General features: G+C 39.8%; 11 protein-coding genes. 10 read left to right on the top strand and 1 reads right to left on the bottom strand.

Features of this window, described 5'->3' with window-relative positions; genetic code table 11:
- Positions 1-3 precede the first annotated feature (3 nt).
- The gene (locus ACERJO_RS01330; protein WP_247105309.1) at positions 4-798 is read right to left on the bottom strand and encodes a hypothetical protein; all 795 of its coding nucleotides are present in this window, start codon (positions 796-798) and stop codon (positions 4-6) included.
- Between the two features lie 234 nt (positions 799-1,032).
- On the opposite strand from ACERJO_RS01330, the gene ACERJO_RS01335 reads away from it, so the two are divergent.
- From ACERJO_RS01335 to ACERJO_RS01380, 10 genes are all read left to right on the top strand, one after another.
- Positions 1,033-2,208 (top strand): MFS transporter, encoded by a 1,176-nt coding sequence (locus ACERJO_RS01335; protein ID WP_373646355.1) that lies wholly within the window; start codon positions 1,033-1,035, stop codon positions 2,206-2,208.
- A gap of 93 nt (positions 2,209-2,301) precedes the next feature.
- On the top strand, positions 2,302-4,620 hold the full coding sequence (gene nirB, locus ACERJO_RS01340) for a nitrite reductase large subunit NirB (protein WP_247105311.1): 2,319 nt from the start codon (positions 2,302-2,304) through the stop codon (positions 4,618-4,620).
- Positions 4,621-4,654: 34 nt separating this feature from the next.
- On the top strand, positions 4,655-6,790 hold the full coding sequence (gene nasC / locus ACERJO_RS01345; protein WP_373646356.1) for an assimilatory nitrate reductase catalytic subunit NasC: 2,136 nt from the start codon (positions 4,655-4,657) through the stop codon (positions 6,788-6,790).
- A 208-nt stretch (positions 6,791-6,998) separates the two neighbouring features.
- Complete coding sequence (cobA, locus tag ACERJO_RS01350; RefSeq protein ID WP_373646357.1) at positions 6,999-8,483, top strand: uroporphyrinogen-III C-methyltransferase; 1,485 nt, start codon at positions 6,999-7,001, stop codon at positions 8,481-8,483.
- A 27-nt stretch (positions 8,484-8,510) separates the two neighbouring features.
- Positions 8,511-10,937, top strand: coding sequence for a nitrite reductase large subunit NirB (nirB, locus tag ACERJO_RS01355; protein ID WP_308446085.1), 2,427 nt, complete (start codon positions 8,511-8,513; stop codon positions 10,935-10,937).
- Positions 10,938-10,951: 14 nt separating this feature from the next.
- Entirely contained in the window at positions 10,952-11,275 is a 324-nt protein-coding gene (gene nirD / locus ACERJO_RS01360) for a nitrite reductase small subunit NirD (RefSeq protein ID WP_247105314.1), read from the top strand.
- 285 nt (positions 11,276-11,560) lie between these two features.
- Positions 11,561-12,373: a uroporphyrinogen-III synthase gene (locus ACERJO_RS01365; RefSeq protein ID WP_373646358.1), complete on the top strand. Its 813-nt coding sequence runs from the start codon at positions 11,561-11,563 to the stop codon at positions 12,371-12,373.
- A 308-nt stretch (positions 12,374-12,681) separates the two neighbouring features.
- Positions 12,682-13,395, top strand: coding sequence for a 5-oxoprolinase subunit PxpB (pxpB, locus tag ACERJO_RS01370; RefSeq protein WP_373646359.1), 714 nt, complete (start codon positions 12,682-12,684; stop codon positions 13,393-13,395).
- The gene (locus ACERJO_RS01375; RefSeq protein WP_373646360.1) at positions 13,385-14,383 is read left to right on the top strand and encodes a 5-oxoprolinase subunit C family protein; all 999 of its coding nucleotides are present in this window, start codon (positions 13,385-13,387) and stop codon (positions 14,381-14,383) included. Before pxpB ends, ACERJO_RS01375 begins: the two co-directional genes overlap by 11 nt.
- Before the next feature lie 6 nt (positions 14,384-14,389).
- The gene (locus tag ACERJO_RS01380; RefSeq protein ID WP_373646361.1) at positions 14,390-15,160 is read left to right on the top strand and encodes a 5-oxoprolinase subunit PxpA; all 771 of its coding nucleotides are present in this window, start codon (positions 14,390-14,392) and stop codon (positions 15,158-15,160) included.
- The last annotated feature ends 285 nt before the right edge of the window (positions 15,161-15,445 follow it).

The raw sequence follows: 15,445 nt of genomic DNA on the forward strand, positions 1-15,445 counted from the left end.
TGTTTACACCTCGACTTTGCGTTCTAACAACCAACATGCTAGTAAAAAGATAGTGATGCTAACGATCGTTTCAAGTACGTAGCTACCAATAAACAACGTAAAAGGGGAACCTTGCATGCTTAAATCAACTTGATTTTGCGTTAATTCCCATTCTAATCCGGTTACGATTTCTGGAGGTTGGAAGGCTCCCCACATTGTTAATGTTTCATATAAATTCGTCTGTGCGAACCAGCTGTAAGCTCGTAAAGTGACAACGACGAAAATAGCGGTACATAGAAAACTAAGAAATCCATTTAAACGAGAACGGATAGCAAAATGAACCATGGCATATAGCAAAAACCAAGCAGCGAAGGATAAGGCAATTAAAATAATGTGGACACTGCCGAAAAGACTCAGTTCAGTTAGGTTTAATAGTGATAGCTGATCGTGAAAATATTCTGCATATTGGGACGAAATGAAAAATGTGATAAAAACAATCGTTAAACTTACTCCCATAGAAATCAGGCCAGCCGCTACTTTGGCAAGTAAAAGAGAGTAACTAGGAAGGGAATTGTGTAACCATAAATGCAATTTCTTTCGTTCATTGTGTAGGCTCACAAATAGATAGTATAGAAGGTAGAAAACGTGCATCATGATAGCTGCAGCGGTAAATATCATTAATCCTTCTGCACCTACTTCAGCCCTAGAGCTGAAGTAAAAGACCATTCCCCCTACAACGAGAAAACCTATTAATAATGAAAAAAACGCTAATGCTCCATTATGGAGCTCTTTTTTTACTAAGTGAAACCAAGCGTTCATAAGTGACGCCTCCTTTTGTATTATTGTATTAATTAGATAGTACACTGATACAGGGTGGCTGTCAATACCATTTCACAAAGATTTTTGTTCGGCGATGAGATGGTCTTTCTTTTTGTTTAATTGAAAACACTGTTAGTTATTCTGACAAGGTTGTAGTTGAACACATGGGGATGATCTATCATTTAAGAACGTTTATGTACGAAAAAGAGATTAAAAAAGGTGTGGGAGAAGAGGATGAACTTCAACAAAAAGCAGGCGTCAGCTTTGATATTTGCTACGGTCGCGATGATTGTTTCATTTACAGTATGGTCGGTATTTTCACCAATTGCGAATATGGTTCAGGAACAATACGCTTTATCAGAAACACAGAAAAGTTTCCTTATTGTAACACCGATTATTCTAGGTTCTGTTATGCGTATTCCAATTGGAATCGTTGCTGATCGGTTAGGGGCAAGAAAGGTTTATGCTGTTATCATGGCATTTGCTGTTATTCCGTTAATTGCAGTAGGTTTTGCTCAATCTTATTCAGCGCTTCTCTTTTGGGCTTTCTTAATAGGGATGACCGGAACAACCTTTACGATTGCAATCACATATGTAACAAAGTTTTTCCCGAAGAAACAACAAGGTCTTGCCTTAGGTATTATTGGAATTGGAAATTTAGGAACGGCTGTGGCTGCATTATTCATTCCATCTGTTGTCTACCTTGTTGGCATGAGCTGGATGTTTTGGAGCTTGGCTGCTGTCCTCGGTTTAATGACCATTGTTTTCTGGTTTATGACAGAGGATGCCGATTCAGATCAGAAGCCACAATCGTTAAAGCAATCTCTTACTGTACTACAATTTAAAGATACATGGACTTTATCTGCTTATTATTTCTTAACGTTCGGAGGTTTTGTTGCATTTGGCTTTTATTTGCCTACGCTGTTTCAAGAAATGTATCAGCTTTCACCTGTGGTAGCGGGTTGGTTTGTAGCTGGATTTGTCATAATTGCGACATTAATCCGCCCGATAGGTGGGTATTTGGCAGATCGTTTTGGTGCGAATCAGGTGCTGACGTTTCTATTCGTAGGTATTATAACCATGGCTATTATACTAGCTTTCAGTCTTGTGCATTTAGTAACCTTTAGTATTGCTTGTGGAATCATGGCGCTATTGCTTGGTTCAGGTAATGGAGCAGTCTTCAAGCTAGTACCTGGAGTTGCTCCAAAGCATACAGGTGCTGTAACGGGTGTGATTAGTGCTGTTGGAGGAGTTGGGGGTTTTTTCCCTCCGATTGTTATGGGTTTCTTTTTGGAAATGACGGGGAGCTATGCGACTGGGTTTTGGTTAATGAGTCTATTTGCTGTAGGATGTTTACTTGTTCATATATACCCTATTGCTATAAAGAAGCAAGTGCTTCACCGTGCTTAAGAATGTATGTCATATCTTATGACATACATACAGGCAAGGTGGAAAGTACGTGCGATAATAAGATGTAACATGAATAATAGCTGGAGGTTTGTTATGAAAACTCAAAAGCTTGTCATCATAGGAAATGGAATGGCTGGCGTACGTTGTGCCGAAGAAATATTGAAACATGCAGCAAATGCATTTGATATAACGATTATAGGTAGTGAGCCGCACGGGAATTACAATCGAATCATGCTTTCTTCTGTTCTTCAAGGTGGAACGGACATGAAAGATATTATGATCAATGATATCGATTGGTATATGGAAAATGGCATTACTTTGTATGTGGGAGAAACAGTTAAACGGTTGAACCGCCAAGAAAAAACAGTAGAGACGGATAGTGGACGAAAAGTTCTGTACGATAAAGTGGTTATTGCAACAGGGTCATCGCCATTTATGATTCCTCTACCGGGTATTGATTTGGAAGGAGTTATGGCATTTCGGACGGTTGAAGATTGTGAAAAGATGGTGTTGACTGCAAAATCATATAGAAAAGCAACGGTCATTGGTGGTGGACTATTAGGTTTAGAAGCAGCAAAAGGACTTTTACATTTAGGGATGGAAGTGGATGTTGTCCATCTAGGCCCTTATTTAATGGAGCGCCAACTAGATGAAAAGGCTGCGAAATTACTGCAAGAAGAGCTAGAGCGTCAAGGAATGAACTTTTTACTTGAAAAGCAGTCTGAGAGATTACTAGGTCGTAAACGAGTAAAGGGAATTGAATTTAAAGATGGTTCATCTGTTAGAACAGACCTTGTTGTTATGGCGGTTGGGGTAAGGCCTAACATCACTCTTGCCAAAGAGGCTGGACTGGAAATGAACCGCGCTATTATTGTGAATGACTATATGCAAACGAGTGATCCAAACATCTATGCGGTCGGTGAATGTGTTGAGCATCGGGGCTTCGTATATGGACTTGTAAAGCCTTTGTACGAGCAAGGAGTTGTGTTGGCGAAGCATTTGTGCGAACAACCAACACGTGGCTATCAAGGAACGATATTGTCCACACAACTGAAAATATCTGGCGTCGACGTCTTCTCTGTCGGGCAGTTTCATGATAGTGATGATACGGAATGCATCATGATGTTAGATGAGACAGAATCTATATACAAAAAGGTTGTATTTCAGGATGATTGTGCAGTCGGTGCTGTGTTGTACGGTGATACAAAAGAGGGAACACAATTAATGGAAATGATTGCAAAAGGTGAAAAGCGTGAAATGGTGAAAGAGATTCTAATGAATGCTCACCCTCAGGCAGAAGGGCACCTAGCTGAAATGCCTATGTCGCAAACGATTTGTAATTGCAATAATGTTTCGAAAGGGACAATAATTGAAGCTGTTCAAAAGCACGGTTGTTCAACCGTTGATGAGATAAAGGCCTGTACTAAGGCATCTGGCTCTTGTGGTGGATGTAAGCCAATGGTAGCTGAGATGCTATCATATATTCAAAGTGATCAGTTTAATGAAACGATGGTGGAAGAACCTTTCTGTACGTGTACATCGTTAACAGAAAATGAAGTAGTCGAGCATATTGTGCATGAACGGTTAACGACAATGGATGAAGTGCGCACTAAGCTTAATTGGGTGAGCAATGGTTGTGAAGTATGTACAAAGGCTCTTCGTTATTATTTTCGTATGATCTATCAACGCACGGAATTAATGGGAGATTTAGATCGGCTTGTTGGAGTGCAAAAGCAAGGTGATGGACGTTTTACACTAACGTTACCAATTAAAGGAGTACTTCTAACGGGGGAGTACCTTCATGAGTTAACCTTAATAATGAAAGAGTTCAATCAACCATATTTAGCTTTAACAGAAAACCAGCAGTTAACATTGATGGATGTAGAAGAGACAGATGTTCTATCCGTTATGGATCGACTGAACATAGAACGGAAGTATGCGTCGGACTTTTGGGTTCATCATGTAAGAACGTCAATAGTAAAACAAAATCTAGAGAGACAATATGTGAATGATATGTATCAAGTGGCCGAAGAGCTAGATAGTGTGATTGATAATAGATTTGCACCCCAGCATGTTTATATAACAGTTGCTGATGGTTTTGATCAGAACTCGACTGTTGAAAAGGGGCTAACTCTTGTTCGAATGAGTCGTGGATGGGAAATGTATATTCATGATACTTTAATTTCAATTGTTGGTCGAGAAGATGTGAATTCCTATGCAATTGCACTTATTCAATACTATCGAGAGACAGCGAGCTATTTAGAAGAGCTTAATACGTGGCTTAATCGGGTTGGCCTCATTCACATAAGAGAATTGATTTATGAAGATGATTTGCGTGATCAAATATGGAACGATTTTACGCAAGCTAAAGAGCATGAATGGGATAAAAGTAATCAAGTTATGAGTAAATAAATGTGGAACAAGCTTGTAGAAGGGTGTGAGACATTTGGCAGAACGATTAGTAAAGTATTCACGTGCTCAACAGAAAGATGTACAGGATGAACGATCCTATGATGCACAGTGCCCTTATTGTAGTATGCAATGTAAAATGAGAGTCATTGAGCAAAAGGGACCGAGTCGTACTCAGTATAAAACAATTGCACTAGATAACCCAACTTCTGAAGGGAGGTTGTGTGTGAAAGGCATTCATGCTTATCAGCATGCCGTGCACCGTGAACGGGTGAAACAGCCCTTATTCAAAGTAGACGGACAATTCGTTCCTGTATCATGGGAGTTTGCTCTTGCTGTAATGAAAGAGAAATTCACAAAGATTCAAGAAGAGTTTGGGACTGATGCTGTCTCGGTATATGGTGGAGGGTCCTTAACAAATGAAGAAGCTTATTTGTTAGGTAAGTTTGCCCGTGTGGCCTTAAAAACAAAGTATATTGATTACAATGGGCGCTTTTGTATGTCGGCAGCAGCTTCGGCAGCTAATCAAGCATTTGGGATTGATCGAGGTTTAACGAATCGATTAGATGAAATTGAACAAACGGATTGTATTATTTTAGCAGGTACGAATATAGCTGAATGCCAACCGACTATTATGCCCTATTTCGAACGTGCAAAAGAGAATGGAACGAAAATAATTGTCATTGATCCGCGTGTAACAGAGACATCTAAAATGGCTGACTGGCATATTCAGTTGAAGCCTGGGACGGATGCAGCATTAGCCAATGGTTTATTAAAATTAATTATTGAGCATGGCTATATAGATGAAGCCTTTTTGTCTGAACGAACGACTGGGTTCGACGAGGTGATGGATCATGTCCAATCAATGGAGATTGAATCGATATCAACTCTGACAGATGTGTCAGTTGAACAGTTAGAGAAGGTAGCATTGACTTTTGGTAAAGCGGAACGAGCGATGATTTTCACTGCTCGAGGTGTCGAACAACAAACGGATGGGTATATGGCTGTTCGTAATTTTCTCAATCTTTTGTTGGCGACAGGGAGTATAGGGAAATTGGGCTGTGGATATGGTGCGATAACAGGACAAGGTAATGGACAAGGTGGACGAGAGCATGGCCAAAAGGCAGATCAACTACCAGGTTATCGTTCTATTGAAAATAAGGAGCATCGTCAATATATAGCTGATGTTTGGGGTGTCAATGAGGAAGATTTACCACGCAAAGGTGTGTCAGCGTATGAAATGATGGAAAAGATACATGAGGGTGAGATTAAAGCAATGTTTATTATGGGTTCAAACCCGATTGTTTCTAACCCTAATGCAACGTATGTAAAAGAGGCGTTAGAAAAGCTATCGTTTATCGTTGCAGTAGATATGTTTATCTCCGAATCAGGGAAGCTTGCTGATTTGATTTTACCAACGACTTCGTATTTAGAAGATGAGGGTACGATGACAAATGTTGAGGGACGTGTCATGCTGCGGCCAGCTTCTAAGGAAAAGCCTGGAGAAACAAAGCATGATTGGGAAATTCTTTGTGAGGTTGCAGGTGTGTTAGGAAAAGAAAAATATTTTGCATTTCATTCTGCGGAACAAATATTTGATGAGTTAAGAGTAGCAAGTCGTGGCGGAATCGCTGATTATTATGGGATTACGTATGAACGACTTCGAGAAGGAGATGGGATCTTTTGGCCATGTCCAACGACAAATCACTCGGGAACAGAACGGTTATTTGAAGAGAAGTTCTACCATCAAGATAAAAAGGCGAAACTAATGGCAGTTTCGAATACACCTGCGAAGAAGAAGGAATCGACTAGTTTGGAATTTCCTCTATATCTTACTACAGGACGTGTTGTAGCTCATTATTTAACAGGTGTCCAAACGAGACGAAGCTCGTCATTAGCAGCAAGAGATATTGAATCTCACATTCAAATTCATCCAGAAACAGCGGATAAGTATGGAATTGAGGAAGGGAGATTAGTGAAAATTCGATCAGAGCGTGGGGAAATTGTTGTTCGTAGTCGTTTCTCTACAGATGTTCGTTTTGATACGGTCTTTGTTCCGTTTCATTGGGCTGAATCGCAGAATATTAATGATCTTATTTCAAATGAGTTAGATCCGACCTGTCGTATGCCAGGTTTTAAAATTGCAGCAGTCCATATAACGATGGTTACATGATGATTTATCAATCTATGGTAAATAACGTAGACCTTTACAATTCATTGTTAATTTACGACAAAAATGAGCAAGAATTTGAACGGAATGAAGGCAAGAAAAGACGTGTTCCCGTCTTTTCTTTTTTTCTTGTTAGGATATCTGACACAAACTAACATGTATTTTCAAGATTGCTTTAAACTAATGATTAAGAGAAAGGGGGCGACAGATTTTGCAACAGCGAGGGATCGTTTATTTTGTTGGAGCTGGACCAGGAGATCCAGAGTTGCTCACAATAAAAGGGAGACGTGTATTAAGGGAAGCGGATGTGATTATCTTTGATCGATTAGTAAATCCGATTCTCTTAATGGAAACGAAATCAGATGCTAAATTGGTCTATTGTGGGAAGCAACCTTGTCAGCACCTTCTCAGACAAGAAGATATCCATAAAGAATTACTCATTCATGCTCGAAAAGGGAAAACAGTTGTGCGCTTAAAAGGTGGGGACCCCTCTGTATTTGGAAGAGTCGGAGAAGAAGCAGAGTCTCTTTCAAAGCATGGAATTAGCTTTGAAATCATTCCTGGCATAACTGCAGGAATTGCAGTGCCAGCTTATGCGGGAGCAACGATTACACATCGAGAGCATTCTAGGTCATTTGCTGTTGTATCTGGTCATAGCAAATCACGTGACGGTCAACCTCGAGTGGACTGGGGGGCATTGGCGAGCGGTGTTGATACAATTGTGTTTTACATGGGGATCAAGCATGTAACAACGATTGTTGAACAATTGCAAGCGCATGGAATGAAGCGAAAAACTCCGGTTCTTATCATTCAATGGGGTACGTATAGCCGACAGCGAACGATTGAAGGGACTTTAGCCACGATTGTTCAAGAAGTGAGTAAGGCTAAAGTAATGAATCCTGCCATTATTATGGTTGGTGATGTGGTTACGTTACGGAAGAAGCTTCAATGGTTTGAAAATCGTCCTTTATCAGGTATAAGTATTTTTATCCCAAAAGAAGATCGGTGTGATGATTCGCAAACATTACAAAAATGGAGACGACTTGGAGCAGACATATATAGTAAGCCATTATCAATAAAGAAAAGGTTAACCGTCAGTCAGATGGATAGGATATTGGAACTGTCAGAAGCGGAGAAGTTAACCTTCTTATCAAGCTCTAGTGTTGTAGCTTTTATTCAGTCGTTACATGATAGAGAGATTGATAGGCGACGCATACTAGCTGAATTCTACTGTATGGATGACCAAACAAAAGAGGAGTTAAAGAAAGCAGGCTTCATAGCAACAAAAGTTCATCGCTTATCCGAATTGAATTCGCCAATTGTGGTTGGGAGTAAGCTTGAATTAACTTCTTTAGGTGGATTTAGAGGGGACGGACAGTTTATTCAAATCGATGAAATGGTAACAGTTCGCGAAAAGCAAATGATGCAAAGAATGATAGAGGAACAGCATGTAAATACGCTTATTTTAACGAATAAGAGTCATGCGATAAACTTTTTGAATCTTTTGAAAGAAATACAAAAGACACCATCATTACTAGCGGCAACTTGTACCATTATTTGTGAAGAGCAAGTGGGAGAGACACTTCAATCAATGGGAATAGTGCCAGCTTATATGTATAAAGAGAAATTAGGAAGCGATGAATTGCTTTTTGCGCAGGCAAAAGTCGCACTTCCTGAAGTACAAATAGAAAGCTAATTTTATTCAAGATAGGAGCGATTTTTTGTGAGAGAGAAACTCGTATTGATCGGAAATGGTATGGCGGGAATACGAACACTAGAGGAAATCATTAAGAAGGATTCTAATCGCTATGAGATGACGGTGTTTGGTGAAGAGCCACATCCTAACTATAATCGTATTTTGCTTTCGTCGGTTTTGCAGGGAGATGCGGACGTAAGTGATATTGTTTTAAATGATTATGATTGGTACAAGGAAAATGATGTCACTTTACACACCGGTGATCCGATTGTAAAGGTGGATACGAAGAAGCAAGTCGTTTATAGCGAAAAAGGTATTGAAACCCCCTATGATAAGCTTATTTTTGCGACGGGATCGAATCCTTTTATGCTACCTCTTCCAGGTGCAGACAAAGAAGGAGTTATTGCCTTCCGTAATATTAAAGACTGTGAAACGATGATAGAAACGTCTAAAAACTATAAGAAGGCAGCAGTTATTGGTGGCGGTCTTCTTGGTTTAGAGGCAGCTCGTGGCTTATTGAATTTAAATATGGAAGTAGATGTTATTCATATTGCTGATACTTTAATGGAGCGTCAGCTAGATAATCAAGCTGGAAAGATGCTTCAAGAAGAGCTCGAGAGTCAAGGGATGAACTTTTTACTTAAAGCGCAGACGGAGAAAATTCTTGGAAAAGGCCGAGTGACAGGGTTAAAATTCAAAGATGGTACGAGCATTCAAGCTGATTTAGTAGTGATGGCTGTTGGAATTAAGCCGAACATTGAATTAGCACAAAAATGCGGCTTGAAAACAGAGCGAGCGATCATGGTCAATGATTATATGGAAACTAATATCGAGAATGTATACGCTGTTGGGGAATGTGCTCAGCATAGAGGGATTGCATATGGTTTAGTAGCTCCTTTGTACGAACAAGGAAAAGTGTTGGCAGAACACTTATGTACAAATGAAGTGAAAAATAAACCAGGCTACCAAGGTTCTATCGTATACACACAGTTAAAGGTATCAGGTGTAAATGTATTCTCAGCGGGGAATTTCCAAGATGGTGAGAATACAAAAGCGATTCGTGTACACGATGAATTTGAAGGGATATACAAGAAAGTAGTTGTACAGGATAACAAGGTTATTGGTGCTGTATTATTTGGTGATACATCAGATTCGCCAAGAATTCTCGATATGATTCGAACAGAGCAAGATATTTCGGGTATGAGTAAAGTGGCGATTTTGCCTTCTGAAAATGGCGGAGGCTCCACGGAAAGCCCAGTTGTTGCTATGGCAGATAGTGAGACGATTTGTGGCTGTAATGGTGTGTCTAAAGGGGACATTTGTACAGCAATTAAAGAGCAAGGTCTGTCAACTGTTGAAGAGGTGAAGCAATGTACGAATGCTGGTCGTTCATGTGGTGGGTGTAAGCCACTCGTGGCTGATCTTATTTCCTTAACAACTGGTGAAGAGTTAGGAGATACGAAGGAACCAATGTGTGGATGTACGGAGCACACTCATGAGGAAGTTGTTGCACAAATTCGCGAGTTAGGCTTGTCACATCCACGTGAAGTGATGAATGTTCTTGGCTGGAAGTCGGATGAAGGGTGTTCAAAATGTCGTCCTGCTATCAACTATTATTTGAAGATGGTTGATCCGATTAATAATGCCGATGACCCAACATCAAGATTTATTAATGAGCGTGCCCATGCCAACATTAATCATAATGGTACATTTACAGTCGTACCGAGAATGTATGGTGGGGTTACTGATGCTGAGCAACTAAGAAAAATCGCTGATGTTGCTGATAAATATGAAGTACCTTTACTTAAAGTAACAGGTGGTCAGCGTATTGATTTAGTCGGGATTGAAAAAGATAACTTACCTAAAGTATGGAAAGATCTTGGGATGAAGTCCGGATCGGCCTATGCAAAAGCATTGCGTACGGTGAAAACGTGTGTAGGAGCTCAATTCTGTCGATTTGGTACGCAAGATTCAATTGGACTCGGTCAAGAGTTAGAGAAAAAGTTTGAGTATATTAATACCCCTCACAAAGTCAAAATGGCTGTATCCGCTTGTCCGCGTAACTGTGCGGAATCGGGTATTAAGGACTTTGGTATTGTTGGCGTAGATGGTGGATGGGAACTGTATGTAGCTGGTAACGGAGGGGTTGACCTACGTGCAGGTGACTTATTCTGTAAAGTGAAAACGAAGGAAGAAATCATTGATATTATTAGTGCCTTCATGCAATATTATCGTGAAAATGCACGTTACCTAGAGCGTACTTCACACTTTGTTGAGCGTGTTGGTTTGGATCATATGAAGAAGGTTATCTTAGAGGACGAAGAAGGTCGTCAAGTATTAATTGAGCGTATGGAAGTCGCCCTTTCTCAATTGTCTGATCCTTGGAAGGAAATCGTTGAGCAAGAGGAGAAGCAGTCAGAGTTTAAAACGAGTAATGTTGAAATTGTTCAATAATGGAGGAACCTAAAATGAGTCAAACAAAAAGCGCAAAAAAAGTTCAGGTTGCTTATGTTTCTGATCTATCGATCGGAGTAGGAAAACGAGTAAAGGTAGCGGATGAAGAAATTGCATTATTCAAGCAAAAAAATGGAGATGTTCGTGCCATTCAAAACAGCTGTCCACACAAAGGAGGTCCATTGTCAGAAGGAATTGTAAGTGGTGAACATGTCTTCTGTCCATTACATGATTGGAAGATTAATATGAAAGATGGACGCGTTCAAGCACCTGATGAAGGTTGTGTGAAGCGCTATGATGTTGAAATTAAAGATGATGCCGTTTTTATATTTGTTTAAGTTTAAAAGTGCTCAAAGAGGTTATTAACTCTTTTGAGTGCTTTTTCTATTAAGAGATAGTCTTGGAAGTCAAGTGTATTTGAATGTCTTATGGCTATGTGAAACAAGAAAGGTTGCATCTTGAAAGGCACTGAAAAAGTTTGTTTTTTTCTTTTTTGGTGACCTTGCATCTTGAATTTTATGTTGAAATATTTCCAATTAAATAAACGTTTAATTAAATTCGTTAAAGTTGCTATATGCTTTAGGTTATAATAGGATCAACAGCAATTGGAGAGGATGATTTCATTGAAAAAGGGTTTATCAGGCAAGAAGGTCGTATTGGCTGCTTCGCGGAAAACAGAAGAAATGAGTGTACTAGTAGAAAAGCAAGGCGGAGTTCCTCTTGTACGTTCATTACAGGGAACTGTTTTTCAAGCTGATGATGAAGTGAAGCCTATCCTAAAGGAAACTATTCAACAAGGGTTTGATTGGGCGATTTTCACAACGGGTATAGGTACACAAGCACTTATCGATATTGCAGAAGAACTTTCATTGAAAGAAGATTTTATGATTCAGCTTAATAAGGCAAATGTGGCAACAAGAGGCTACAAAACATTTGCTGTATTATCGAAACTAGGATTGAAGCCTGATGTGAAAGATGAAGACGGTACGGTTGCTGGACTCATTGAACAATTAAACGGTATACCATTTGCTGGAAAGCGAGTGCTTGTCCAGCTACATGGAGAAAATGTGCCAAGTCTAATTGAGTTCTTGCAAAAAGATGGGGCTACTGTAATTGAAATGCTACCCTATCAACATGTTCAACCTGAAAAGGAGACACTAGATCGATTGGTAACAGAACTTAAGAAAGGAGAGATAGATGCAATTTGTTTCACATCTGCGATCCAAGTTCGCTCTTTCTTTCATTATTTGCATGAAAATCAGTACGCAAATTGGCTTGAAGAGACATTAAATGAGAAGGTTATCGCAGTTGCTGTCGGAAAAGTGACGGCTGAGGCTTTGGAAGAGGAAGGTGTTACTCGAATTGTATATCCAGAATTGGAGAGAATGGGTGCAATGATTTTAGAATTATCTCGATATGTAGAAAAAAAGGGTTAAAGGACATCGAAAAAGTTAAAAACCAAACTTTTTTCAGTTTAAGATAGCTTTTCAGTGGTATTGTCTTAGGAGGTGTAGGAACTTCTAAGACTATTTTCAAAAGGTAAAAAAGTATAAAATTCTTAGACGTTTCATCTAGGAGGAAGTAGGTTGATTCGCAGGAGTCGTTGCCTCGCTCGTAACACGCATTTATGTAAAACCGCATTTTCATAAACGCTCAACCCTTTGTAACGGCTCAGCACAACGGAATTAAGAAAAGACTGCTCGTCAGTTTTTCTTATATTTGTAATAATGGGGAGGGGAACGGAATGAAAGCCTCGTTATACACATCAATTGAAAAAGTACACGAGTCAGCAGTGTTAATTAAGGTAGGATCGACATTAAACCAAGAGAATCATGCAAAGGTGAAAGCGGTAACATCATTAATAGAAGCTAGTTCCTTTGAATGGCTTATCGAAGTTGTACCGTCATATACATGTGTTATGGTCTATGTAAATCCTTCGAACGTCGTATTAGAAAGCCCATTGGACTTCATTATTCAAGAAATAAAGCGATGTTTACAGGGGAAATTAAGTCGACAAACAAAGGGAAGATTAGTCAAAATCCCTGTCGTTTATGGTGGAGAGTTTGGACTAGATTTAGTTGAGTTAGCGGATTATCATAAGCTAACACCTGCTGAAGTGATCTCACTTCATTCAGATCGCATATATACGGTTTATATGATTGGCTTCACTCCGGGTTTTCCATATTTAGGAGAGCTTGATCAGAGGCTTGCCACACCACGAAGAGATCAACCGCGGTTAAGGATTGCTCCCGGTTCTGTGGCAATTGGGGGAACCCAAACGGGGATTTATCCAATCGAATCTCCTGGTGGTTGGCACATAATTGGTCGAACTCCTAGGACGTTATTTCATAGCGAAAGAAATCCAGTCACATTATTACAATTAGGTGATCATGTTCAATTTGTACCAATTGATGAAAGTCAAATTTGGTTAGATGAGGAGGGTGAATATGACCATTGAAATTGTGAAGGCTGGTCTTTTGACAACTGTTCAGGACACTGGAAGATTTGGATTTCAAAAAGCGGGAGTTAGTATAGGAGGCGCAATGGATATAAATGCTATACAAATAGCTAATGTCCTTGTAGGTAACGATGAGAATGAGGCTGCTTTGGAAGTAACAATGACTGGACCAACTATGCAGTTTTATGAGACGGCAATGCTTGCCATCACCGGTGGAGACCTTTCTCCGAAATTAAATGGAACTCATGTCCCTTTAAATCGGCCGATTCTGGCGAAAAGAGGAGATGAACTTTCCTTTCATCAAATCAAAGATGGCTGTCGCTCTTACATTGCCTTTGCGGGAGGGTTGCAAATAAAGAAGGTTATGAATAGCTACAGTACATATTTAAGAGCTGGAATTGGAGGGCTTAATGGACGACCTTTAAAAAAAGGAGACCGCTTAATATGTAAACAACGGAATAGACGATCTGAAGGTCTTTATACGTTACTCACTAGTCAGAAACGAATGGTTGCACAATGGAGCGTCTCATCTCACTTGTGCAATAATACTAATTCGAATTGTATTCGCGTGATTCGTGGAAGACATTATGACTCATTTTCGCTAGAAAGTGTTCAGCTCCTATGGAATAGCTCATACACAGTCACGACTGAAGCGGATCGTATGGGTTATCGTCTTAATGGAAGTCCTTTAACATTAAAAAAACAACAGCAAATGTTATCAGAGCCTGTATCATTTGGTACGATTCAAGTACCTGGAGATGGAATGCCGATTATATTAATGGCTGATAGTCAAACGGTTGGTGGATATCCTATTATTGGGCAGGTAGCAGCGGTTGATCGATCAAAAATCGCTCAAATGAAAGCAGGCGATTTGCTTCTTTTTGAAGAGATTGACATGAATTCAGCTGGCTATTTATTTAGAAAAAGACAAGCAAATTTAGAGGAGCTAAAAGCAAGCATTTATGCAAAATGGGTAGGAGGGGGGTAGTAGGAAGTGTTAACAGTTGATTTGAACGGCGATATAGGTGAGAGCTTTGGTGTTTATAAAATTGGGAATGATCGTTTATTAATGAAAGAAGTGACATCTGTAAATATTGCATGTGGTTACCATGCAGGAGACCATAATACGATGGCGCAAACGGTTAAGCTGGCTGCTGAGCAAGGTTTAGAAATTGGTGCGCATCCTGGTTATCAAGATTTGATCGGTTTTGGACGACGATCGATTCAAACGACACCTGAGGATATCTATCATATGATTGTGTATCAAGTGAGTGCACTTAAGGGGTTTTGTCAGTTGTTTCATGTGCCATTAAAGCATGTAAAGCCACATGGAGCGTTGTATAATGAAGCTGCGATTAATCGGGGAGTTGCAGATGCGATTGCACAAGCAGTCGTAGATTGTGATTCTTCGCTCATTTTATACGGTCTTGCAGGAAGTGAATTGATAGCAGCTGGTCGAGCTAAGAATTTGAAAGTGGCAAATGAAGTATTCGCTGATCGTACGTATCAAGACAATGGGACACTTACCCCTCGTCACTTCGGTGAAAGAGCAATTATTCATGATGAGGAAGTGGCGGTAGCGCAAGTATTGACGATATTGAAGGGGAATAGAGTTCAGTCAATTGATGGTAATTGGATATCAATGGAAGCGGACACGGTCTGTATACATGGTGATAATGAACAGGCCGTACAGCTTGGAAGGCGGTTGCGATATGTGCTAGAGCAAGAGGGGATTACTGTTTCTCCACTAAGCAATAAAAGTTGATAAATAGTCAATCTTACGTAGCGTAAAATGCTGTATAATCGTTTTAAGGAAATTGAAAAGGTGATTTTTATGAAACTATCGAATAAAAAGCTTTTTGCAATAATTGCGGGTCTGACCGTTTTATATGGTATTTTGTATTGGACATTAGGCGGCTATTTTGTCAATTAGTGAGAAGAAAAGAAAAGCGGCTCCTTTAAAGACAAATTAAAAGGAGTATGAACAGAAGGCACTGAAAAAGTTCAGTGCCTTTAATTTGAGTAGCAATGGCTTCAATCGTTGCTCGCT

The sequence above is a fragment of the Halalkalibacter sp. AB-rgal2 genome (assembly GCF_041821005.1).
Lineage (GTDB): Bacteria > Bacillota > Bacilli > Bacillales > Bacillaceae_D > Halalkalibacter.